At 73.6% G+C, this 22,565-nt stretch carries 19 protein-coding genes and 1 pseudogene; 16 read left to right on the top strand and 4 right to left on the bottom strand.

Annotation, left to right across the window (positions count from 1 at the left end):
- The first annotated feature begins 27 nt into the window (after positions 1 to 27).
- Positions 28 to 819 carry an ABC transporter ATP-binding protein gene (locus ACWD6N_RS08505; RefSeq protein WP_354962191.1) on the top strand — a complete coding sequence of 264 codons (792 nt, stop codon included), beginning with the start codon at positions 28 to 30 and terminating at the stop codon, positions 817 to 819.
- Positions 816 to 3,290, top strand: coding sequence for an ABC transporter permease (locus ACWD6N_RS08500; protein WP_354962190.1), 2,475 nt, complete (start codon positions 816 to 818; stop codon positions 3,288 to 3,290). The genes ACWD6N_RS08505 and ACWD6N_RS08500 overlap by 4 nt, the downstream gene beginning before the upstream one ends.
- 79 nt (positions 3,291 to 3,369) lie before the next feature.
- On the opposite strand, the pseudogene ACWD6N_RS08495 reads toward ACWD6N_RS08500, so the two are convergent.
- Together ACWD6N_RS08495 and ACWD6N_RS08490 are read right to left on the bottom strand one after the other, a co-directional pair.
- Positions 3,370 to 4,578, bottom strand: a pseudogene (locus tag ACWD6N_RS08495) (nucleotide sugar dehydrogenase).
- A gap of 124 nt (positions 4,579 to 4,702) precedes the next feature.
- Positions 4,703 to 6,061 (bottom strand): serine/threonine-protein kinase, encoded by a 1,359-nt coding sequence (locus ACWD6N_RS08490; RefSeq protein ID WP_354962189.1) that lies wholly within the window; start codon positions 6,059 to 6,061, stop codon positions 4,703 to 4,705.
- Between the two features lie 535 nt (positions 6,062 to 6,596).
- Here ACWD6N_RS08490 and ACWD6N_RS08485 point away from each other — a divergent pair.
- The 10 genes from ACWD6N_RS08485 to ACWD6N_RS08440 all read left to right on the top strand — a co-directional run bounded on the left by ACWD6N_RS08485 (position 6,597) and on the right by ACWD6N_RS08440 (position 14,515).
- Positions 6,597 to 7,334 (top strand): RNA polymerase sigma factor, encoded by a 738-nt coding sequence (locus ACWD6N_RS08485; protein WP_387322370.1) that lies wholly within the window; start codon positions 6,597 to 6,599, stop codon positions 7,332 to 7,334.
- A 16-nt stretch (positions 7,335 to 7,350) separates the two neighbouring features.
- On the top strand, positions 7,351 to 8,169 hold the full coding sequence (locus tag ACWD6N_RS08480) for a hypothetical protein (RefSeq protein ID WP_354962188.1): 819 nt from the start codon (positions 7,351 to 7,353) through the stop codon (positions 8,167 to 8,169).
- A gap of 157 nt (positions 8,170 to 8,326) precedes the next feature.
- On the top strand, positions 8,327 to 9,562 hold the full coding sequence (egtA, locus tag ACWD6N_RS08475) for an ergothioneine biosynthesis glutamate--cysteine ligase EgtA (protein ID WP_354962187.1): 1,236 nt from the start codon (positions 8,327 to 8,329) through the stop codon (positions 9,560 to 9,562).
- A gap of 80 nt (positions 9,563 to 9,642) precedes the next feature.
- Positions 9,643 to 10,983 (top strand): ergothioneine biosynthesis protein EgtB, encoded by a 1,341-nt coding sequence (egtB, locus tag ACWD6N_RS08470; protein ID WP_450004648.1) that lies wholly within the window; start codon positions 9,643 to 9,645, stop codon positions 10,981 to 10,983.
- Between the two features lie 40 nt (positions 10,984 to 11,023).
- Entirely contained in the window at positions 11,024 to 11,770 is a 747-nt protein-coding gene (gene egtC / locus ACWD6N_RS08465; protein ID WP_354962185.1) for an ergothioneine biosynthesis protein EgtC, read from the top strand.
- A gap of 51 nt (positions 11,771 to 11,821) precedes the next feature.
- On the top strand, positions 11,822 to 12,787 hold the full coding sequence (egtD, locus tag ACWD6N_RS08460) for an L-histidine N(alpha)-methyltransferase (RefSeq protein ID WP_354962184.1): 966 nt from the start codon (positions 11,822 to 11,824) through the stop codon (positions 12,785 to 12,787).
- 215 nt (positions 12,788 to 13,002) lie between these two features.
- Entirely contained in the window at positions 13,003 to 13,590 is a 588-nt protein-coding gene (locus ACWD6N_RS08455; protein WP_354962183.1) for a TMEM165/GDT1 family protein, read from the top strand.
- A 39-nt stretch (positions 13,591 to 13,629) separates the two neighbouring features.
- Positions 13,630 to 13,992 (top strand): DUF1622 domain-containing protein, encoded by a 363-nt coding sequence (locus ACWD6N_RS08450; protein ID WP_354962182.1) that lies wholly within the window; start codon positions 13,630 to 13,632, stop codon positions 13,990 to 13,992.
- Positions 13,992 to 14,321, top strand: coding sequence for a hypothetical protein (locus ACWD6N_RS08445; protein WP_354962181.1), 330 nt, complete (start codon positions 13,992 to 13,994; stop codon positions 14,319 to 14,321). The genes ACWD6N_RS08450 and ACWD6N_RS08445 overlap by 1 nt, the downstream gene beginning before the upstream one ends.
- Positions 14,318 to 14,515 (top strand): hypothetical protein, encoded by a 198-nt coding sequence (locus ACWD6N_RS08440; RefSeq protein WP_354962179.1) that lies wholly within the window; start codon positions 14,318 to 14,320, stop codon positions 14,513 to 14,515. Before ACWD6N_RS08445 ends, ACWD6N_RS08440 begins: the two co-directional genes overlap by 4 nt.
- A 79-nt stretch (positions 14,516 to 14,594) precedes the next feature.
- Here the strand turns inward: ACWD6N_RS08440 and nhaA are convergent, their stop codons facing one another.
- Positions 14,595 to 15,965, bottom strand: a complete 1,371-nt coding sequence (nhaA, locus tag ACWD6N_RS08435; protein ID WP_450004635.1) for a Na+/H+ antiporter NhaA — start codon at positions 15,963 to 15,965, stop codon at positions 14,595 to 14,597.
- A gap of 337 nt (positions 15,966 to 16,302) precedes the next feature.
- Between nhaA and ACWD6N_RS08430 the strand changes: the two genes are divergently transcribed.
- Positions 16,303 to 17,763 carry a polysaccharide biosynthesis tyrosine autokinase gene (locus ACWD6N_RS08430; RefSeq protein WP_354962177.1) on the top strand — a complete coding sequence of 487 codons (1,461 nt, stop codon included), beginning with the start codon at positions 16,303 to 16,305 and terminating at the stop codon, positions 17,761 to 17,763.
- Here the strand turns inward: ACWD6N_RS08430 and ACWD6N_RS08425 are convergent.
- Positions 17,744 to 18,298 carry an arsenate reductase/protein-tyrosine-phosphatase family protein gene (locus ACWD6N_RS08425; RefSeq protein WP_354962176.1) on the bottom strand — a complete coding sequence of 185 codons (555 nt, stop codon included), beginning with the start codon at positions 18,296 to 18,298 and terminating at the stop codon, positions 17,744 to 17,746. The two genes, ACWD6N_RS08430 and ACWD6N_RS08425, sit on opposite strands and share 20 nt — an antisense overlap.
- A 168-nt stretch (positions 18,299 to 18,466) precedes the next feature.
- Between ACWD6N_RS08425 and ACWD6N_RS08420 the strand changes: the two genes are divergently transcribed.
- From ACWD6N_RS08420 to ACWD6N_RS08410, 3 genes are all read left to right on the top strand, one after another.
- On the top strand, positions 18,467 to 19,711 hold the full coding sequence (locus ACWD6N_RS08420; RefSeq protein WP_354962175.1) for a glycosyltransferase family 4 protein: 1,245 nt from the start codon (positions 18,467 to 18,469) through the stop codon (positions 19,709 to 19,711).
- A 193-nt stretch (positions 19,712 to 19,904) separates the two neighbouring features.
- Positions 19,905 to 21,599, top strand: coding sequence for a DUF4012 domain-containing protein (locus tag ACWD6N_RS08415; RefSeq protein WP_354962174.1), 1,695 nt, complete (start codon positions 19,905 to 19,907; stop codon positions 21,597 to 21,599).
- Positions 21,600 to 21,612: 13 nt separating this feature from the next.
- Entirely contained in the window at positions 21,613 to 22,242 is a 630-nt protein-coding gene (locus ACWD6N_RS08410; RefSeq protein ID WP_354962173.1) for a hypothetical protein, read from the top strand.
- Positions 22,243 to 22,565: the final 323 nt, after the last annotated feature.

Genomic DNA, 22,565 nt, shown 5'->3' with positions numbered 1-22,565 from the left:
GATCCGCACCCTGACCGGGGAGCCCCCATGTCCCTCGCACCTCCCACCCACGCCGGCAACGGCGTCGCGGTCACCGCCCGTGGCCTGGAAAAACGCTACGGCAGTGGCCCCGCCGCGGTCGTCGCGCTCGACGGGGTCGACCTCGATGTCGCCGCCGGCCGGTTCACCGCCATCATGGGTCCGTCCGGCTCCGGCAAGTCGACGCTGATGCACTGCCTGGCGGGGCTGGACCGGCCGAGCGCCGGCACGGTCGGCATCGGTGCGGCCGACCTCGGCCGGCTCGACGACCGGCGGCTCACCCTGCTGCGCCGTGACCGGGTCGGCTTCGTCTTCCAGAAGTTCAACCTGCTGCCGGCGCTGACCGCCGAGGAGAACATCGTGCTGCCGCTGGCCATCGCCGGCCGGCGGCCCGACCCGGCCTGGCTGCGCCAGGTGGTGGCGGCGGTGGGGCTGGCCGACCGTCTGCGGCACCGACCCGCGGAACTCTCCGGTGGCCAGCAGCAGCGGGTCGCGGTGGCTCGGGCCCTGATCACCAAGCCGTGGGTGATCTTCGCCGACGAGCCGACCGGGAACCTGGACTCCCGCTCCGGGGCGGAGGTACTGCGGCTGCTGCGGGAGGCCGTCGACACCCTGGGCCAGACCGTGATCATGGTGACCCACGACCCGGTGGCCGCCGGGCACGCCGACCGGGCGGTCTTCCTGGCCGACGGGCGGCTGGTCGGCGACCTCGCCACGCCCACCGCCGAGCAGGTGCTGGACACCCTCGCCGGTCTCGACCCGGCCCGTCCCCACGCCGGCACGGGGGCGGTGCCGCGATGATCCGCCTGACCCTGCGTTCACTGCGCGCCGAGGCCCTGCGGATGCTGCTCTCCGCGCTGGCCGTCGTGCTCGGTGTCGCGTTCATCGCCGGCACCCTGATCCTCGTCGACGGGATGCGTGCCGGCGCGTACGACCGGGCCGGCACCTTCGACCGGCACACCGACCTGGGCGTCTACCCGGCCGGCGACCGGCCGCTGCCCGCCGGCCTGGTCGACCGGGTCCGGACGGTGGACGGGGTGGCCGCCGCCGCCGGCGAACTGATCGGCACCGGCGGGGTCGTCGGCACCGACGGCCGGCCGGTACTCGGCTACGCCGTGCTCGCCGCCATCCCCACCGAGGACGCCCTGCGCTCGTACGACGTGGTCGCCGGCCGGCTGCCCGACCGCGCCGGGGAGGTGGTGCTCGACGCGCCGACGGTCGCCGAGGAGCGCTTCACCCTCGGCGCCCCGGTCCGGATCGGCGGCACCGGGGGCGCGGCCCGCCCGTACACCCTCGTCGGCACCGTCGACGTGGCCGACACCGCACGCGACATCGGTGGGCCGTTCATCGGCCTGGTCGGCCCGGACGCGCTCGCGGTCACCGGCGAGCGTGGGTACGGCCGGATCATGGTGGCGGCCCGGCCGGGAACCTCCGCCACGGCGGTGGCCGACCGGGTGCGCGCCATCGTGGGCGCGGACACCAGCGTGAAGAGCAGAACGCAGATCCTCGACGAGGCCGTCGACGACGCGGTCCGCGACCTGGACCAGTTCACCATGTTGCTGATGATCTTCGTGGGCGTCGCCGTGGTGGTGGCCGGCTTCGTGATCGCCAACACCTTCGCGATCGTGCTGGCGCAACGCACCCGGCGGACCGCGCTGCTCCGGCTGGTCGGCGCCACCCGGGGGCAGGTCTTCCGGTCCACCCTGCTGGAGTCGGCGGTGGTCGGGATGGTGGCCTCCGCGCTCGGGGTGCTGCTCGGGTTGGCCCTCGCTGGCGGGATGCGACTGCTGATGTCCCGGCTGGACGTGCCCGTCTCCGGCGGCTTCACCGTGGCCGGTTCGACCGTGCTGACCAGCCTGCTGCTCGGCACCGTGCTCACCGTCGGCGCCGCGATGCTGCCGGCCTGGCGCGGCACCCGGGTCGCCCCGGTGGCGGCGCTCACCGACGCCGCGGTGCAGCCCAGCCGGGGCGCCGGTCGGCTCCGGCTGACCCTCGGCGCGGTGGTGCTGGCCACCGGGGTCGCCGCACTCGCCGGCGCCGCCAGCGCCGGTCAGCTGCTGCTGGTGGCCGTCGGCGGCGTACTGGCCTTCTTCGGGATCGTGCTGTTCGGGCCGGTGCTCGTCCCGGCGCTGGTCCGAACCTTCGGCTGGCCGGCCCGCCGCCTGGCCGGGGCGACCGCCGGGCTGGCGGTGGCCAACGCGGTCCGCAACCCGCGCAGGGTCGCCGCGACCGCCACCGCCCTGGTGATCGGGATCGGACTGGTGTCGGCGTTCGTGGTCGGTGCGCGCAGCACCAAGGACGGCATCGAGCGCAGCGTCGACGCGCAGATCGGAACTGACTTCGTGGTCAGTGGCATCGGCCAGGAACTGCCCGCTCCGCTCGCCGGTGAGCTGGCGGCCCGCCCCGAGCTGGGCGTCGTGCACGAGCAGCTCAGCACGGTCACCGCCGGCGTCGAGTTCCGCGCCGCCCACCCGGCCCTGGTCGGCCGGACGTTGACCGGTGTGCTCGCCGGTGACGTCGGTCGGCTCGGACCGGGGCAGGTGCTGGTGCGTCGCGAGCTGGCGCAGGCGCGCGGCTGGCGGGTCGGCTCCCCGGTCACCGTCCGGGGACGACCGTTCCGGGTGGCCGCGGTGGTCACCGACGACGCGCCCGCCAGCGGCGTGCCCGCCGGTCACGTCATCGACATGGCCGACGCGGACTTCGCCGTGCTCTTTCCCGACAAGCGGGGTTTCCTCGCCGAGATCGATCCCGCCGCCGGGGTGGACCTCGAGCAGGCCCGGGACGCGATCGAGGCGGTGCTGGGCCGCTACCCGACGGTGAACCTGTTGGACCAGGGCGCGTACAAGAAGATGCTCACCGGCACAGTGGACATGGTGCTGGCCTTCGTCACCGCGATGCTCGGCCTGGCCGTGGTGATCGCCCTGGTCGGTGTGGCGAACACGCTGAGTCTGTCGGTGGTGGAGCGCACCCGGGAGAACGCCGTGCTGCGGGCGGTCGGGCTCACCCGGGGGCGCATGCGGGCCATGCTCGCCCTGGAGGCGGTGCTGACGGCGCTGGTCGGCGCGGTGCTCGGGGTCGGGCTGGGCACCGGGGTCAGCGCCGCCGCGATGGCCCTGCTGGCCCGCCTCGGCGGGGAGTTCCACGTGGTGCTGCCGCTCGGTCAGCTCGGGCTGATCCTCGGCGTCGCGGTGCTGGCCGCCCTGCTCGCCTCGGTGTTGCCGGCTCGCCGGGCGTTGTCCCGGCCGGTCGTCGAGGCGCTCGGCGACCAGTGACCGGCGGCGACGCGGACGGACATCCGCCGGCCGGCCCCGCCGTCTTCCCCGGCGGCGGGACCGGCCAGCGGTGCCGGGTCTACAGGCGCTCGACCACCGGGCCGGCGCACCGGTTGCGGGTGTCGAAGACGTAGCGGGCGTGCTGGACCACCAGGTCGTAGTCGAAGCAATCGTGGTCGGTGACCACCACCACCCCGTCGGCCGCCCGCACCTCACGCTCGGTCAGCCCGACCACGGTCACCCCGGCCGGGATGTGGTGCGCCTCGGCGTACGGCTCGACCGCGTGGACCTCCGCGCCGAGGGCCTGCAACCGCCGGGCCACGTCGACCGCGGGGGAGTCCCGCGTGTCGCCGGTGTTCTTCTTGTACGCCAGCCCGAGCAGCAGCAGCCGGGCGCCGCTGACCGCGCGGCCACTCCGGTTCAGCCCCGCCATGATCCGCTGCGCGACGTGCTCGGGCATCTCGTGGTTGACGTCGTTGGCCAGCTCGATGAACCGGAACTGTCGACCGAGGCGACGCTTGACCTGCCAGGACAGGTAGCACGGGTCGATCGGCAGGCAGTGCCCGCCGACGCCGGGGCCGGGCCGGAACGGCAGGAAGCCGAACGGCTTGGTCTCTGCCGCGTCGATGGCCTGCCAGACGTCGATGTCCAGGTGGTGCGAGAGCATCGTCAGCTCGTTGATCAGCGCGATGTTGACCTGGCGGAAGGTGTTCTCGATCAGCTTGGTCAGCTCGGCGACCCGGGTGGAGTCCACCGGCACGGTGTGCTCCACGAGGCGCCGGTAGAAGCCGTCCACCCGGTCCAGCGACGCCTGGTCCACGCCGGAGACCACCTTCGGGGTGTTCTCCAGTCGCCAGGTCGGGTTGCCCGGGTCGATCCGCTCGGGGCTGTAGCCGAGGTGGAAGTCGCCGGGGCTGTGCAGGCCGCTGGCCGAGTCCAGCAGGGGTCGCAGCAGCTCCTCGGTGGTGCCCGGATAGGTGGTGGACTCCAGGATCACGGTGCTGCCCGGCCGCACGTACGGGCCGATTGCGATGCCGGCCTGCTCGACGAAGCTCAGGTCGGGGGTGCCGTCCCGCAGCGGGGTGGGCACGGTGATGACGCAGATGTCGAAGCCCTCGGCGTCGGTGTACTCGGTGCTCGGGTGGTAGCGGCCGCTGCCCAGCGCCCGGCCCAGCCGGTCGGCGTCGACGTCGAGCCCGACCACGTCCAGCCCCGCCTCGACGGCTCACATGGCCAACGGCAGTCCCACGTACCCCTGGCCGATCACAACCAACTTCTCAGCGCTCACCCCGGCTCCCGCGGCAGATGGTGGAAATGACCTGCTGAGAGCCTAGAGGAGTCTTCGGCGACGTAAGTCCGTTTTGGGGATATCGGTGCTGGTGAGGTTCGCCGAGCCCTCCGCGCCGGCCGGCTCAGCCGGTCGGATCCTCCGGGTTGGCCGGCGGCGGGCTCGTGGTGGTGGACGGCTCGGCCGAGGGTGACGGTGGATCGCTGGTCGGGGTGGTCGCCGGATCGGTCGGTGACGCGGTGGTGGCGCTCGGGGTCGGCGCCGGTGGGCTGGCCGACCCGCTGGGCTGGGCGTTCGGCGTCGCGGTCACGGAGGCCGACGGCCTGTTGGCGGGGACGTTCGGCCTGTTCGGCCGGACCGGACCCACGGTGACCTCGTCGTTCGCCACCGGCAGATCGACCTGCTCGGTCGGCACCACCGCAGGCGCGGTCGTCGGCACGGTGATCGCCGGGTCTTCGCCGGCGTTTCGCGCCGCGCCCAGGGCGGCGCCCAGGCCGACAAGCGCGACCAGAGCGGCCGCGGCCGCGCCGACCAGCGGACCACGGCGGTGCCGACGACCGGCCACCGCCGCGCCGAGCGGCACGTCGGTGCGGGTGCCCGGTCCGGCGACGCGCAGCGGGGTAGCCGCCGTCACCATCGCGGTGGGTGGCTCGCCGCCGGTCACCGCCAACCGGGCCGCCTCGGCCATCGCCGCGCCGCTGCTGAACCGATCGAGCGGATCCTTGGCCAGTGCCTGGGACACCAGCGCGCGGACCGACTCTGGAATGTCGTGCGGCAGCTCCGGCGGCTCGTCGTCCAGGTGCCGGACGGCGACCTGGAGCGGGTTGTCGCCGGTGAACGGCGGCCCGCCGGTGAGGCAGCAGTAAGCGACCGCGCCCAGGGCGTAGATGTCGGTGGCGCCGCTGACCGGCCGGCCGGCGGCCTGCTCGGGTGCCATGTAGAGAGCCGTGCCTGGCACCGCGTTGGTGCTGGTGATGCTGGTGACGTTGGTGGAACGGGCCACGCCGAAGTCGACCAGGACGACCGTGCCGTCGTCGTGCACCAGCAGGTTGCTGGGCTTGACGTCGCGGTGCACGATGCCGCCGCGGTGTGCCGCGTTCAGCGCCTGGGCCGCCTGGGCCACGATCGACATGGTCTCGGCCACGTCGAGCCGGCCAGCCGCCTCGATCCGCCTGGACAACGGCTCGCCGTCGACGAACTCCATGACCAGGTAGTCGGCTCGGCCGCCGTCGGGCAGGTCGTCCTCGCCGCAGTCGTAGACCTGCACGATGCCCGGGTGCCGCAGCGCCGCCATGATCCGCGCCTCGGCCCGGAACCGGGCGATGAAATCGGGGTCGGAGACCAGCGCTGGCAGCAGGACCTTGACCGCGACCTGCCGACCGAGGACCAGGTCAGAGGCGCGCCAAACGTCGCCCATGCCGCCAGTGGCGACACGTTCGTCCAGGCGGTAGCGACCGCTGAGCACGACCTCCGATGACAACACGGCATTACCGTACCCAGAGAGGCGCGGAACGTCGCGCCGCGGCTGGTCGGCCGGGTGGCCGTACTCACCGGTCCATCCGGTCTGACCTGTGTGGACCCGGCCCGGTCTGTGACGCTTCGACGACACCCTGTGACGAAATCCGACACACGGCGGCGTACGCTTGCCCGGCGGCGGCGCGGAGACGCCTCCTGGCGTGCGGAGCGTCCGTTGGTCGCCGGGCGTTACGACGACGCGCCGTGCGACGGGACTAGATAATTGTCACTCTTCCGTGACGTGGTGCTGACTTGTCGCCCCCTTCGGTTCCCTCCTAGCGTTAGCCCGGCTCGGGCCGGCCGGGGGGGCAGTGCGTCGAGAAGAGACCGCCGTGGCGCTGGTCCAGACCTCCCGCCCCCGACCAACGAGGGCGCGGGCGCGATCACGTTCGGCGGAGGGGCGGTGCGGTGCGGGAGCTGGTCTGGCCGACGGTCCACGCCGCCCGGAATGCTCCGGTGCGGTGGATCAGGCCGGGGCGTCCCGGACGATCCGTGGCCCGCGGATGACCGGCGAGCTGTCGGAGGCGGTCACCGCAGCGCAGGACGGGGACGAGGACGCCTTCCGCTTTCTCTACCGCAGCCTCCAACCCGGCCTGCTGCGCTATCTGACCGCCCTGGTGGGCGCGGACGCCGAGGACGTCGCCTCGGAGACCTGGCTGCAGATATCCCGCGACCTGCCCAGCTTCACCGGCGGCGAGTTCCGCGCCTGGACCGTCACCATCGCCCGCAACCGGGCGATGGACCACCTGCGCCGCCTGCGGCGCCGACCGTCGCTGCCCGTTCCGGTGCAGGCGCTCGCCGACCTGGCCAGCGACGCGGACACCGCCGAGCGGGCGGGCGAGACGATCGGCACCGAGGCTGCGCTGGCCCTGATCGCCACCCTGCCGCCCCGCGAGGCCGAGGCGGTCCTGTTGCGGGCCGTGATCGGCTTGGACGCCGAGTCCGCCGGCCGTGTGCTGGGCCGCCGGGCCGGCGCCGTCCGGACCGCCGCCCACCGAGGCCTACGGCGGCTCGCCGCCCTGATGGAACGGCAGGAGCCGGCCACACCGCCGGACGCCGCCGGCATCACGCCGTCCCTGGCCGCCGACGGCATTGCGCCGTCCGTGGGCACCGAGGGCGTCGCGCCGTCCGTGGGCACCGAGGGCGTCGCGCCGTCCGTGGACACCGAGGGCGTGCCACCGCCCCGTCCGCGCACCGGCCGGTCCCCGCGGACGTCGCACGCTGAACCGGCGGACGGCTGACGTGAGGGGATTCCGGATGAACCCGAACCGGCCGAACCGGCGGGCCGAGCTCGCCGAGACCGAACGGCTGCTCGACGCGACCCGCGCCGGCGCTCCGGCCACCCCCGAAGCCGCGCCGGACGGGGACCATGCCTCCAGCCCCGCCGCCCCGGACGCCGCGGCGGCCCAGATCCGCGCGTCCACCCCCGCCAATCCCGACGTGCACGCGGCGGACCCGCTGGCTCGGCTGCTCGCCGCGGCCGCCGCCCCGCCCCGCCCCCGCGAGCTGGCCGGTGAGGATGCCGCACTGGCCGCGTTCCGGGCCGCTCGGGCCAACCCGGCCCCGACCGTCCGCCGGCCGCACCGCCGCCGGCTGACCACCAGCGCGGTGGCCTGGATGGGCGCGCTGGCCGCCACCGCCACCGCCGGCGCCGCGTTCGCGGCGGTCACCCTGGACCGGGCGCCGGACCCGGTGCCGTGGCCACCCAGCAGCAGCCCGTCACCGACCTCCGGCGACGTCGACACGACCCCGTCCGTCGAGCGGACCGCCGCGCCCAGCCGGTCGACGTCTCCCACGCCGTCCGCCACCAGCGCGCCGTCCGCCATCGGCACACCCTCCGCAGGGGCGGCGCCCGCCGGGCAGTTGCGCGGACTGTGCCAGGCCTGGCAGGCCAAGGAGCCCGAGCAGCGGGACAAGGCGCTGCGGACGCCGGCCTTCCAGATGCTGGTGGCCGCCGCCGGCGGCGCCGGCGAGGTCGAGGCGTACTGCCAGCGGCTGGTGCCCGAAGCGAAGCCGTCCACATCGGCGAAGGTCAAGCCGTCACACCCGGCGACCGGCCGGCCAGCCCCGGAGTGAGCGAGCGACGGCCGGGGCCGCTCGTTCCGCCCTGCACCGGGAAATTCGTCTGTTAGACAGAGGTTGGTGGCGCCGTGGACGGCCCCCGACGGTGTCGGTGGCTGGGTTTACGGTGGCACGATGTCCCGGCGCCGACGCAGGGAGAGGAGCCCGACCGGTGGTGACGTCGCCCGAGCTGGACCGCAGCGCGATCCTGCGCGAGTCCGGTGCCGCAGGCCGGCACCTCGCCCGGATCTGCTTCAAGACCGGCCCACCCACCCACACCGGCGTCGAACTGGAATGGACCGTGCACGACGCCGCCGACCCCGCCCGTCCCGTCGATCCGGTGCGGCTGCGGGCGGCGCTGGGGCCGCACAGCCCCGTCACACTGGACGCCACCAGCCCCGCCGAGCCGCTGCGGCACGGCGGCACGGTGACCGTTGAGCCGGGCGGTCAGCTGGAGATCTCCACCCCGCCGCGCTCCTCGATCGCCGCGTTGATCCAGGCCACTGAGGCCGACATCGCCCAGGTCACCGACCTGCTGGCCGCCGCCGGGCTGATCCTCGGCCGCAGCGGCATCGACCCGCACCGCCGGCCCCGCCCGGTGCTCGAAACTCCCCGCTACCGCGCCATGCGTGGCGCCTTCGACCGGCGCGGTCCGGCCGGCCGGACAATGATGTACAGCACCGCCGGCCTGCAGGTCTGCCTCGACGCCGGCGAACCGGACCAGGTCGCCGCGCGGTGGTCCGCAGCCCACGCGGTCGGCCCGCCGCTGCTCGCGGCGTTCGCCTCCGCCAGTCGGCACGCCGGGCGGCGCACCGGCTGGGCCTCCGCCCGGATGGCCGCGTGGCTGGCCATCGACCCGGCCCGCACCCGCCCGGTCTGGGCGCCGGGCCGCGCCGGCGAGGACCCGACCGCCACCTGGATCCGGTACGTGCTCGCCGCGCCGTTGCTCTGCCTGCGCCGGCACGGCCCGGACTGGACCCCGCCACCCGGTGTGACCTTCGCCGACTGGCTCGACGGCGCGCTGCCCCACCCACCCACCACCGACGACCTCGACTACCACGTCAGCACCCTCTTTCCGCCGGTGCGTCCACGCGGCTACCTGGAGCTGCGTTACCTGGACGCCCAGCCCGGCCGGGACTGGCGGCTCCCGACGGCGGTGCTGACCGCCCTGTTCGCCGACCCGGGCACCGTGCGCGCGGCGTACGCGATCGGCACGCCGGTGGCGCACCGTTGGTCGGCCGCCGCCCGGCACGGCCTGGCCGACCCCGCCCTGGCCGCCGCGTCGGCGGCGCTTCTCGACCTGGCCCTGACCACGCTGCCCCGGCTCGACCTGCCGGCCGGCGCCCACGACGAGATCCAGCGTGACGTACGGCGGCGGCTGTCCGCCGCAGAAAGGGGAGACCGGTGAGCGCGAGGAGTGAGCCGGGGTTGCGCGCCCCTCAGTCGGGAACGAACGGCGACGCGGTGAGCGCGAGGAGTGAGCCGGGGTTGCGAGCCCCGCAGTCGGGAGCGAGCGGCGACGGGGAGCAGTTGCGCGTCCGGATCGCGGCGGAGCTGGCGCGGGCCCGGACCCGGACCACGCTGCTGACCGAGGTGGTCGACGACGCCGACCTGATGCGCCAGCACTCGCCGCTGATGTCGCCGCTGGTGTGGGACCTGGCACACGTCGGCAACCAGGAGGAGCTCTGGCTGGTCCGCGACGTCGGGGGCCACGAGCCGGTCCGGTGCGACATCGACGAGCTGTACGACGCGTTCAAGCAGCCCCGCCGGGACCGTCCGGCGCTGCCCCTGCTGCCACCCGCCGAGGCGCGCGCCTACCTGGGCACGGTCCGGGACAAGGTGCACGACCTGCTCGACGCGGTCACCTTCACGGAGCGGCCGCTGGTCGCCGACGGGTTCGCCTTCGGCATGATCGTCCAGCACGAGCAGCAGCACGACGAGACGATGCTCGCCACCCACCAGCTGCGCTCGGGGCCGGCGGTGCTGCACGCCCCGCCGCCGCCGGAGCCGCCCGCCGGGGTCGCTGGGGAGGTGTTGGTCCCGGCCGGCCCGTTCACCATGGGCACCGACACCGACCCGTGGGCCCTGGACAACGAGCGCCCCGCGCACCGCGTCGACCTGCCCGCGTACGTCATCGACGCCGCCCCCGTCACCAACGGCCAGTACGAGGCCTTCATCGCCTACGGTGGCTACACCGATCCGCGCTGGTGGAGCCCGGCGGGTTGGGCCCACCGGCTCCGGGAGGAGCTCAGCGCGCCGATGCACTGGCGCCGCGACGGCGACAACTGGTCCTACCAGCGCTTCGGCCGGTGGGACCGGGTCCGCGCCGACGAGCCGGTGGTGCACGTGTGCTGGTACGAGGCCCAGGCGTACGCGGCGTGGGCCGGCAGGCGGCTGCCGACCGAGGCGGAGTGGGAGAAGGCGGCCCGTTGGGACCCGGCGACCGGGCGGTCCCGCCGCTACCCGTGGGGCGACGGCGACCCGACCGACGCCCACGCGAACCTCGGCCAACGTCACCTGCGGCCGGCGCCGGTGGGCGCGTACCCGGCTGGCGTCTCACCGTTGGGTGTGCACCAGCTCATCGGTGACGTCTGGGAGTGGACCTCGACCGAATTCCGGGGGCATCCCGGCTTCACCGCGTTCCCGTACCGCGAATACTCGGAGGCCTTCTTCGGCGACGACTACCGGGTGCTGCGCGGCGGCTCGTTCGGCACCGACCGGTCCGCCTGCCGGGGCACCTTCCGCAACTGGGACTATCCGATCCGGCGGCAGATCTTCAGCGGCTTCCGCTGCGCCCGCGACGCGCATCCGGACGAGTCGCACCGGTGATTCACCGCGCGATCGGCACGCCGGCCGGCCGGGGGCGCTGATGTGTCGCCACCTGGCCTACCTGGGGCCACCGGTCACCCTGGCCGAGTTGCTGTTCGATCCTCCGTACTCGTTGGTGCGGCAGTCGTGGGCGCCCCGCGACATGCGCGGCGGCGGCACGATCAACGCCGACGGGTTCGGCGTCGGCTGGTACCCGGGTGACGGCGACCCGGTGCGCTACCGGCGTGCCCAGCCGATCTGGAGCGACCCGACCATCGCCCAGCTCGCGGCGGTGACCCGCGCCGGTGCGGTGCTCGCCGCGGTCCGCTCGGCCACCGTCGGTATGGCGGTGCTCGACGGCGCCGCCGCGCCGTTCGCCGAGGGGCGGTGGCTGTTCAGCCACAACGGGGTGGTGCGCGGCTGGCCCGACGCCGTGGTGCCGCTCGCCGCCGGCCTGCCGGTGCGCGACCTGCTCACGCTGGACGCCGCCACCGACTCGGCGCTGCTTTGGGCGCTGGTCCGGCAGCGGCTGCGCGCCGGCGCCGATCCGGTGGAGGCGGTCGGTCGGACGGTGGCCGACGTCGCCGCGGCGGCGCCGGGGTCACGGCTCAACCTGCTGCTCACCGACGGGCGCCGGGCGGTGGCCAGCGTGGCCGGGCACGCGCTGTCGGTACGCGCGGGGGCCGGCTCGGTGCTGCTCGTCTCCGAGCCGCACGACGACGACCCCGGCTGGCGGCCGGTGCCGGAGGGGCACCTGGTGACCGCCACTGCGAGCGAGGTGCGGGTGAGCCCACTGCCGACCCGGTGAGCCGCACCGGCGGGGCACGCAACGGTTGACCGATCCGAGAGAGGCGATATGATGACGGCGGAACCGCTGGAGATCTACCTCGAACAGCAGGACCTGGAGCGGGGGCTGCGCCAGGACGTCCGCGCCGGGCTGAGCGCCGAGCAGAAGTGGCTGCCGCCGAAGTGGTTCTACGACGCCCGGGGCAGCGAGCTGTTCGAGGAGATCACCCGCTTGCCCGAGTACTACCCGACCCGGGCCGAGCGGGCGGTGCTGGCCGAGCGGGCTCCCGACATCGCGGCGCTGACCGGGGCCAAGACACTGATCGAGCTGGGCTCCGGCTCGTCCGAGAAGACCCGGCTGCTGCTGGACGCCTTCACCCGCCAGGGCGGTCTGGGCACGTTCGTCCCGCTCGACGTGTCGGTCAGCGCGCTGCGCGGGTCCACCGCCGAGATCGCCGCCGACTATCCGGGGCTGCGGGTCCGCGGCATCGTCGGGGACTTCACCCGGCAGTTGGACCGGATGCCCACCGGCGGCCGGCGGTTGGTGGTGTTCCTCGGCGGCACCATCGGCAACCTCCTGCCGGCCGAGCGGGCGGAGTTCCTGGCCGCGATGCGCGCCGCGCTGGAGGTCGGCGACTGGCTGCTGCTCGGCACCGACCTGGTGAAGGACCCGTCGGTGATCGTGCAAGCGTACGACGACGCGGCCGGGGTGACGGCCGAGTTCAACCGGAACGTGCTGCACGTGATCAACCGGGAACTGGGCGCCGACTTCGATCCGGAGGCGTTCGAGCACGTCGCCCGCTGGGATCCGGACCATGAGTGGATCGAGATGCGGCTGCGGGCGACCCGGCCGATGCGGGTCCGGGTGCTGGACCTGACCGTGGAGTTCGCCGCGGGGGAGGAGCTGCGCACGGAGGTCTCGGCGAAGTTCCACCCGGCGGGGGTCGCCGCCGAGCTGGCCGCGGCGGGTTTTGTCGCGGCGGAGTTCTGGACCGACCCGGATGGGCTTTTCGGGGTGACCCTGGCCCGGGCGCGGTGAGCTGGTTCACCCGCCCCCGCCGGTCCGAATGGTGATCGGCTAGGCTGGTCGCGCGAAGGGGAGTAGCCCCCAATGTCGTGGTCGACATACTGGTGCGTTCCGCATCCGGCCACGCGGCCCCGGTCTCCGGGGCGGGCGAGACCTTCGACTCAGGCTTTTGGAGCCGGGTCGAGGGCGCCCCTGCACCTCCTCCCGGCGTGAACGGGAAGGGTGTCATGGAGGGATTCTTCGCCGCGCTGGTCATCAGCTTCGGCGTCATCTTCGTCGCCGAGCTGGGGGACAAGTCCCAGTTGATGGCGCTGACCTTCGCCACGCGGTTCCGGCCGGTTCCGGTGCTGATCGGCATCACCGTCGCCACGGCCGTGGTGCACCTGGCGTCGGTCGCCATCGGCTCGGGTCTCGGCTCCGTGCTGCCCACCGAGTGGATCACCCTGGTGGCGGGTGTGGCGTTCCTCGCCTTCGGCGCGTGGACCCTGCGCGGGGACAGCCTGACCGACGAGGAGAAGCGCAAGGCCGAGAAGACCAGCAAGTCCGCGATCGTCGCGGTGTCGGTGGCGTTCTTCCTGGCCGAACTGGGCGACAAGACGATGCTCGCCACGATCACGCTGGCCACCAAGTACGGCTGGTTCGGCACCTGGTTGGGCTCCACCATCGGCATGGTGGCCGCGGACGCGCTGGCCATCCTGGTCGGCCGCATGCTCGGCCGCCGCCTGCCGGAGAAGGCCATCAAGTACGGCGCCGCGGTGCTCTTCGCCATCTGCGGCCTTTGGCTGATCCTGGAGGCGGTGAGCCAGCTGACCTGAGCGCCGACTACCCGCCCCTGCGGCGGGTAACGGCCCGGGGTGGATGCGGGGGAGCTACTGCGCCAGGGTGACGCGGTGCTGGTCGCCGTGGTGGAGGTCGCGGGCGCTCTGGTGATCTTCGTCGGCGCGGTCTGGGCGGCGGTGCGGTTCGTGGTCGAGGGACTGCGACACCGCACGGCCGCTGTCTTCACGCCGATCCGGCTCACCCTGGGCCGGTTTTTGACCCTCGGCCTGGAGTTCCAGCTGGCGGCCGACGTGTTGCGCACCGCGGTGTCGCCGTCGTTCACCCAGATCGGCCAGCTCGCTGCGATCGCCACGATCCGGACGGCGCTGAACTACTTCCTGGGCCGGGAGATCCGTCAGGAGCAGCGGCAGGTGACCGAGGGGGAGCGCTCCACGTGATGGGCGCGCTGGTCACCGCGGTGACCGCGCTGGCCCTGGTCGCCGGTGTGGTCACCCTGCTCAGCACCGGGGCCGTCCGGACCGCCGTCCGGGTGCTGTTGGACCTGCTGACCGCGGCCGGTCTGCTCCGGCTGGCCGGCGATCCGAGCTGGGCTTCCCTGGTCGGCTCGGCGGCGATCGTCGCGCTGCGCCAGTTGCTCGGGGTGGCGCTGGGCGCCTTCCCGCCGCGGTCGCGTCGACAATTCCGGCGGCCCTGCGCCGCGGACGGTCACCACCTACCGTTGGCGGTACGAGGCGAAACCGGCGCACGTGGAAGGACGACCACATGAGCAGGCACGACGAACCGAACGAGTACGGCTTCGCCGGCGATGCCACCGCTCCCGAGCCGCCGCCCGGCGGGAAGCCGGACGAACAGGACCTCGCCGAGGAGGTGGCGGTGCCCGGCGACGACCTGACCGAGCCGGCGGCCGAGGCGCTGTCGGAGGAGACCGAGGAGCGCCGGCCCGCCGAACGCGGCCGCTGACCGGACGGCGGCGGCGGGCCCCGGTCGACGGCGGCCGCCGGGAAAGCGCTGTGGTCGGCCGCCGGGCTGGGCGTCCCGGTCAGCGGTCGCCGTTGCGCTGATAGACGTCGGGCACGCCGTCGCCGTCGGCGTCCAGCCGCTCCCGCTCCGCCACCCGCCGGTACACGGCGTTGCGACGTACCAGCACGATGGCGGCCAACCCGGCGGAGATCAACGATCCGGTCAGCACGGCCGCCTTGACCCGGTCGTCGGCCGTGCTGCCGGCGCCGAACGCCAGGTCGCCGATGAGCAGCGACACGGTGAACCCGACGCCGGCCAGCATCGCGATCCCGAGCAGGTCGGACCAGGTGATGTCCTCGTCCAGTTCGGCGCGGGTGAACCGAGCCAGCAGGTAGGTCGCCCCGAAGATTCCGATGCTCTTGCCGAATACCAGGCCGGCGACGATGGCGATCACCACCGGGTCGGTCACCAGGGCGCCCAGGTCGGTGCCGCGCAGCGTCACGCCGGCGGCGAACAGGGCGAAGACCGGCACCGCGAAGCCGGCCGACACCGGTCGCCAGCGGTGTTCCAGGTGCGCGGCGAGCCCGCCGGCATCCCCGCTCGCACCGACCGCCGGCCGGTCGGCGGCCTGCGCGCCGCCCGCCCGGCTGCGGGTGGCCAGCACCGGCACGGTGAATCCGAGCAGGACACCGGCCACCGTGGCGTGCACCCCGGAGGCGTGCACCAGGGCCCAGGTGGCCACCGCGAGCGGGATCAGCGCCCACCACCAGGTGCGCCCGCGCCGCACCAGCAGGGCGAAGAGCGCGATCGGCGCCAGCGCGGCGAGCAGCGGTGCCGGATGGAAGTCGGCGGTGTAGAAGATCGCGATGATGGTGATCGCGAACAGGTCGTCGACCACCGCGAGGGTGAGCAGGAAGGCGCGGAGGCCCTGGGGCAGGTGTGAGCTGACCACGGCGAGCACGGCCAGCGCGAAGGCGATGTCGGTGGCGGTCGGGATCGCCCAGCCGCGAAGCCCCTCCCCGCCCGCGGTCAGGACGACCGCCAGGTAGATCAGCGCGGGCAGCAGCATTCCGCCGAGCGCGGCCACCACCGGCAGCGCGGCGCGGCGTGGGTCGCGCAGTTCACCGGCGACGAACTCCCGCTTGAGCTCCAGGCCCACCACGAAGAAGAAGATGGCCAGCAGGCCGTCCGCGGCCCAGGTGGCCAGGTCCAGGTCGAGGTGCCAGCGTGCGCCGCCGGGCCAGGGCGCCCAGTGGCTCAGCCGCGCGTACGAGTCGGCCCACGGGGAGTTCGCCCAGAGCAGCGCGAGCACGGCGCCGAGCAGCAGCAGCGCGCCGCCGACGGTCTCGGTGCGCAGCACGTCGGCCAGGTGCCGGGCCTCGGGCCAGGACGATCGGGAGAACAGCCGCGTCGGCCGGGACCGGTCGGACGGTGGGGTGCGGTCGGTCATCGGCGGCGCTCACCTCGGGATGTCGGGACGGCAGGAATCCATTCGCCGACCAGGCTTCCCGGCACACCGCTGTCGACCCTATCCGGGCTCGTCCGTGCCGGCGACCACAGGGGCGATCCGGTGCCGGCCGATCGGCTGTCGACTTTTCCCCGATGTCACCGCTGCCGAATGGACGTTTCTCGGGTTGGGCATGCGGGCGCACTTGTCACCGCTGAAAACGCATAACCCCGGACATAAGGCGTATGAGCGGCTTTAATGGTTTCACGAGTTTACAAACGACCTTGGGGGTTTTCGTGAAGTTCTTTGGCGTAACCGGACCGGCACGGAGGCGCGCCTGATGGACCTGCTCCGCCAACTGCGCCACGTGCGTCGGCACTGGTGGGTCGTGCTGGTCACCGTCATGGTGGCCTTGGGCGTCTCGGCGTTCGTGACCGTACGGGCCCAACCCCGGTACGTCGCCTCGGTGACGTTCTTCGTCACCACCCCCAACCAGGGCGTCGCCGAGGCCTATCAGGGTGGGCTCTTCCTTCAGCAGCGCGTCAAGTCGTACGCCGACCTGCTCAGCAGCGACCGACTCGCGCAGAGCGTGGTGGCCGAGAACCCGGTCGGGCTCACCGCGGACGAGGTGCAGCGCCGGGTGAGCACCTCCACCGAGGCCGGCACCGTCCTGCTGCGCGCGTCGATCACCGACACCGACCAGAGTCGGGCACTGCGGGTGACAGAGACCCTCGCCGCGAAGTTCGTCGAGCTCGTGCAGCGGGTCGAGACGCCACCCGAGGGCAAGGCGCCGATCAAGATCGAGGTGGTCAACGGTCCCCGGGTCAGCGCCAGCCCCGTCTCGCCGCAGCCGGTACGGAACATGACTCTCGGCGGGCTGGCCGGTCTGCTGCTCGGCGTCGGCCTGGCGATCCTGCGCGGCGTGGCCGACGTGCGGCTGCGCGACGCCGCCGGTCTGCAACGTGCCACCGGCAGCCCGCTGCTCGGTAAGATCCCGTTCGAGAGCGGCGCCCGCTCCGCACCGCTGATCGTCGGCGACGCCGCGACCTCGGCGCGGGCCGAGGCGGTCCGCAAGCTGCGTACCAACCTGCGCTTCGTGGACGTGCACGAGCCGGCCCGGGTCATCGCCGTGACCAGCGCTCTGCAGGGCGAGGGCAAGACCACGCTCTCCTGCAACCTGGCCATCGCGTTGGCCGAGGCGGGCTGGCGGGTGCTGCTGGTCGACGCGGACCTGCGCCGCCCCAAGGTAGATGAGTACCTGGGCCTGGACGCCGGGGTCGGCCTCACCGACGTACTGGTCGGTGACGTCCAGGTCGGCGACGTGGTGCAGCGCTGGGGCGACAAGTCCCTGCTCGTGCTGCCCAGCGGTTCCGCCCCGCCGAACCCGAGTGAGCTGCTCGGCTCCAAGGCGATGGCGGACCTGCTGCTGGCACTGCGCGAGTCGGCGGACATCGTGATCATCGACACCGCGCCGCTGCTCGCGGTGACCGACGGCGTGGTGGTGGCCGTGCAGGCCGACGGCGCGCTGCTGGTGACCCAGCAGGGTCGGACCTCCCGGACCCAGGTGGCCGCGGCGGCCCGCTCCCTGCACTCGGTCTCGGTCCGGCTGCTCGGCTGCGTGCTGAACATGGCCAAGGTGACCAAGGCCGAGGCGTACCAGTACGAGGCCTACCGGGTGGTCGCCTCCACGGCCACGCCGTCGGTCCCGACCGACCGGGCGACGTCCGCCCGGCACAGCGAGAGCACCGGGGTCAACGGCGTCAGCGACCGCACCCAGGAACTCACCCGGCTGCCCCGATGAGCGCGGCGAGGGGTCGTAGCGATCGTTCGATCTCCTCGGCGCAGCGTCGGAAGTCGGCGGCGGTGCCGCCGATCGGGTCCCGTAGGTCGTCCGCGTCGGGGGCGGCGGGTTGCAGCCGCCCCCTGGCGTGGGCGGCGGCGGCGATCGCGGCCCGCAGCGAGTCGTCGGCCGACTCGGCCTGCGGCTCGGCCGCCGCGGCCAACCGGCCGAACTGGCGCAGGGTGAACGTCCGGTGCAGCGCGGTCGGCGCCAGCGCGGTGCAGACCGACCGCTGGCGCCGGGTCGCGGTCAGCACCAGCGTCGCGTCCGCCAGATGCTCGGCGCGCAGCGCCCGGCTGCGGAACGGCGCCGGGTCCGCGCCGGCCTCGGCGGCGATCTCCATGGCGTACGGGTGCATGGCGAGTCCGTCCATCGCGTCGGTGCCGGCGCTGGCCACGGTGACCGGCCGGTCGGCGAGCAGTCGGCGGGCCAGGTACTCGGCCATCGGCGACCGGCACAGGTTGGCGTGGCAGACGAACAGCACGCGGTCGACCATTGGTGCCCCTTTCATCGGTACGGACGCGGGCGGACGCACCGCTGGCGCGGTGTGTCGACGCCGGTGGCCGCGCGGGGAGGGGTTGTCGGCATCGTACGCGGACCGGGCCCCCGCCGGTCGCGGTGCCGCGCCGACCGAGGCGGATCCATCGTGGACGGCGGTGGCCCGATGAAGATCGGCATCCTGTCGTACCACTTTCCGCCCGAGCCGGCGTTCATCCCCGGCAGCCTCGCCGAGGAATTGGCCGCACGGGGGCACGAGGTTCGGGTGCTCACCGGGTTCCCGGACTACCCGGGTGGGCACGTCTACCCGGGCTGGCGCCAGCACTGGCACCACGAGACGCACAGCGAGCGGCTGTCCGTGCGTCGAGTGCCCCGGTACTCCGGTGGCGGCGCGTCCACCGGCGGCAGGATGGCCAGCTATCTCTCCTTCGCCGGCAGCGCGACGCTGACCGCACGCCGGTTCCTCGGCGGCGTGGACGCGCTCTACGTCTTTCAGCTGCCGGCCACCACATTCGCCGCCGCCGGAGTGCTCCGGCTGCTCGGCCGGGTGCCGGCGGTGGTGCACGTGCAGGACGTCTGGGCGCGCGACGGCGGTGACGAGGCCGGCGACGGACGCTGGGCGGCACGGATGGGCGCCGCGATGGCCCGCGTCTACCGGGCCGCCGCGCGGGTCGCCGTGGCCGCGCCGTCGATGCGGGACCTGGTGGTCGCCGCCGGCGCGGACCCGGCCCGGGTCCGGCTGGTGCTGAACTGGACCGACGAGCGGATCTTCCACCCGGCGACGCCCGGGCCGGCGGCCCGCCAGCTGGTCGGGCGCGACGGTCGGTGCGTGGTGATGCACGCCGGGACCATCGGTGCCCGGCAGGGGCTGGAGACCGCGGTACGGGCCGCCGCGGCGCTGGACCGCACGATGGAGCTGGTCCTGGTCGGCTCGGGCAGCGACGAGCGGCGGGTGCGGGGGCTCGCCGCCGACCTGGGCGCGGAGAACGTCCGCTTCGTGGAGCGACGCTCCCCGGTGGACATGCCCGAGCTGTACGCCGCCGCCGACTACCAGCTCGTCATGCTGCGCGACCTGCCGGAGCTGCGGGGCATGGTGCCCGGCAAGCTGCAGGCCGCGCTCTCCTGCGCCGCGCCGGTGGTCGCGTCGGCCGGCGGGGACACCGCCGACCTGGTGGAACGCGTCCGGGCCGGGTTGTCCTGCCCGCCGGAGGACTGGGCCGCGCTGGCCGACCGGTTCTGGCTTGCCGCCACCATCCCCCCGTCCGCGCGCGCGGAGATGGGCCGCCGGGGCCGGGAGGCGTACCTGCGGGAGATGTCGTTGCCGGCCGGAGTGGACCGGATCGAGCGGCTGCTGCACGAGGCGGCCGGCCGGGTCACCGAGCGCGTCGACCCGCGAGGGAACCTCGCGTAAAGGACGAGAATCGCTAAAACGGTACGTAGTCCCTCGACGCATGCTAAGAACGTCAGGGATATCGGACCTTCTGTCCGATTCCACCAAATGGGAGTGTGGTGTGACGGAGGAGAGCGAACGACCGAGCCGGCGGCGAAGCCGGTCCAGGCGTCGCCGGCGTGCCCGACTGCGACGGGCCCTCCTGGGTGCCCTGGTGGTCGGCTCGTTGCTGCTCGCGACCGGCGGGTGGATCGGCTTCCGCGGCTGGCAGGCCCGGGCCCACCTGCTCAACGCCGCTGGCTTGGCCCGCGAGCTGAGCGCCCAGGTGGTCGGTGGGGACACCGATCGTGCCCTGCGGACCCTCGCCGCCCTCCAGGAGCAGTCCGGCGCGGCCCGGGCCGCGACCGCCGACCCTGCCTGGAAGCTCGGTCGACGTACCCCGATCGCCGGTGATGATCTCGGCGCGGTCCGACAGATCGCCGTGGCCATCGACGAACTGGCCCGGCAGGCGTTCCCGACGCTGCTCCGGATGGACCTGACCAGCCTGGTGCCGACCGAGGGTCGGCTGGATCTGGCACGGCTCAGCGGGGCGTCCGCCGAGCTGTCCCGGGTGGACGGCGCGGTGCAGCGCACCCGTCGCGACCTGGCCGCGGTGCCCGCCGACCGGCTGGTCAGCCAGATCCGGCAGGCGTTGACCGACCTGCGCGGCGAGATCGACCGGCTGGCCGGCCTCACCACGGCCGCCGACCAGGGCGCACGACTGCTGCCGCCGCTACTCGGCGCGAACGGCCCGCGTCGGTACCTGCTGGTCTCGCAGAACCTGGCCGAGTTGCGCGCCACCGGCGGCATGTTCGGCGCGTACGCGATGATCGAGGCCGAGAACGGCCAGGTCAAGATGGGCCAGCAGGGCAGCAGCGCCTCCCTCGGCCGGTTCAGCCCCGCACTGAAGCTGCCCGCCGAGGTCAAGGCGGTCTGGACCGATCTGCCCGGCATCTATCCCGCCGACGTCAATCTGACCCCGCACTTCCCGACCGCCGCCGCGCTGTACCGGGAGATGATCCGCCGCAAGACCGGCACCACGGTCGACGGCGTGCTCGCCGTCGACCCGGTGGTGCTGTCCTACCTGCTCAAGGCGACCGGCCCGGTCCTGGTGCCCGGCGGCGTCCCGCTGGCCAGCGAAAAGGTCGTGCAGACCCTGCTCAGCGACACCTACCAGCGGTTGGACATCAAGGAGCAGGACGCGTTCTTCACGGCGTCCGCCGCAGCGGTGTTCGACGCCTTTTTTAAGAAGAATGTCAACCCTCGGGTGTCGTTGTCCGCTTTCGACCGTGCTATCACCGAACGCCGGATATTGTTCTGGAGTGCCCGACCGGAGGAACAGCGGACGTTCGGCGACAGCCGGATGGCCGGGACGCTTCCGGAACAGGACACCGTGCCGACGGTCGGCGTGTTCCTCAACGACGGCAGCGGCGCGAAGCTCGGCTACTACCTGCGGCCGACGGCGAACCTCACGGTCGGTGAATGCCGGCCCGACGGCCGCCGTGAGCTCCGGCTGCGGGTGACCCTGCGCTCGACGGCGCCGAAGTCCGGACTCAGTGAGTCGGTCCTCGGCCTCGGCATGGCAGGGGACCCGTACACCATCCGCACGCTGGTGTCGATCTTCAGTCCGGCGGGCGGAAGTGTGCTCGACGCGCGCCTCGACGGCACGGAGATCGCCATGGGCAGCGGCACCGAACGACGCCGGCAGGTCGCCACGGCCAACGTCGAGGCGAGCCCCGGCGCCGAACGGGTCTTAGAGGTCACCGTGTTGACCGCGAAGACCGGCGTCGGACAGGCCGAACTGTGGCTGACCCCCACCGCCAGCCCGTGGACCACCCAAGTTCATCCCGCACCAAGCTGTGACCAGTAGGAGGGAACCAATCATGCGGCTATCCCGCATCGTCATGGCGCTCACGGTCGGCCTGGCCGTGGTGGCCGTGCCGACCGCGGCGGGGGCGGCACAGCCGCAGCCGCAGCCGTCGCCGTCGATCACGGACACGCCACAGCCACCGCCGTACGTGCCCGCACCCCCATTGCTGACCGTCAACCGGCCGACGATCTACCTCGGCGAGACGGTCGTGCTGACCGGCACCGGCTTCGGTCGGAACGAGACCGTCAACATCGTCGTGTCGGTCACGCCGCTGGCGGCCCCGGCCGCCGGTCAGGCGCCGGCCCGACGCAGCGACGGCAGCACCGTGGCGATGGCCCCGGTGGCGTACCAGGCGAGCGCGCCGCTGAACTTCACGGCGCGTACCAACTACCAGGGCCGGTTCACCAAGAGCTACCGGCCGTCGGTGACGGGTCTGCTGACCTTCACCGCCGGTCGGGAGTCCGACCGGAGCGCCAGCACGGAGCTTCGGGTGCTGCACAAGAAGCAGCCGCTGCCCGTCACTGGTAGCAGCCTCAGCACGCCCATGAAGCTCGGCGGCGGCCTGGTCGGCGCCGGCGCGGTCATGCTGCTGCTGACCCTCGCGTGGCGTCGTCGCCAGCGCTTTGGTGGGGCCGCGCACTGATCGGCACCGCGAACCCGGGCAGGGCCCGGTAGCACCTCAGGCTGGCGTCCGTCGGAGTATCCGACGGGCGCCAGCCTGCCTGTGCCTTGACGCCGGTGCGCCTTCCGCGGCGTGCCTCTCTGCTGGGCCTGCCGTTCTGCGGGGTCGGTTGGCCGGTGTGCCGGATTGGTGCGGGGTGGGGCCCGCCGTGCCCGGCTCCGGGCGGTCAGGCTTGATCCCTGCGCCGGGAGCTGGCGCAGCTGCACTCCGCCTCGCCGTCGATCTGGCAACTTTCACCACTTCATCGACGCCACCGGCCAGCAACTCCGCGACGCGGAACAGCA

The organism is Micromonospora sp. NPDC005163 (assembly GCF_053599835.1).
The sequence above is the reverse complement of the archived record's forward strand: the minus strand, read 5'-3'. Positions and strand labels throughout refer to the sequence as shown.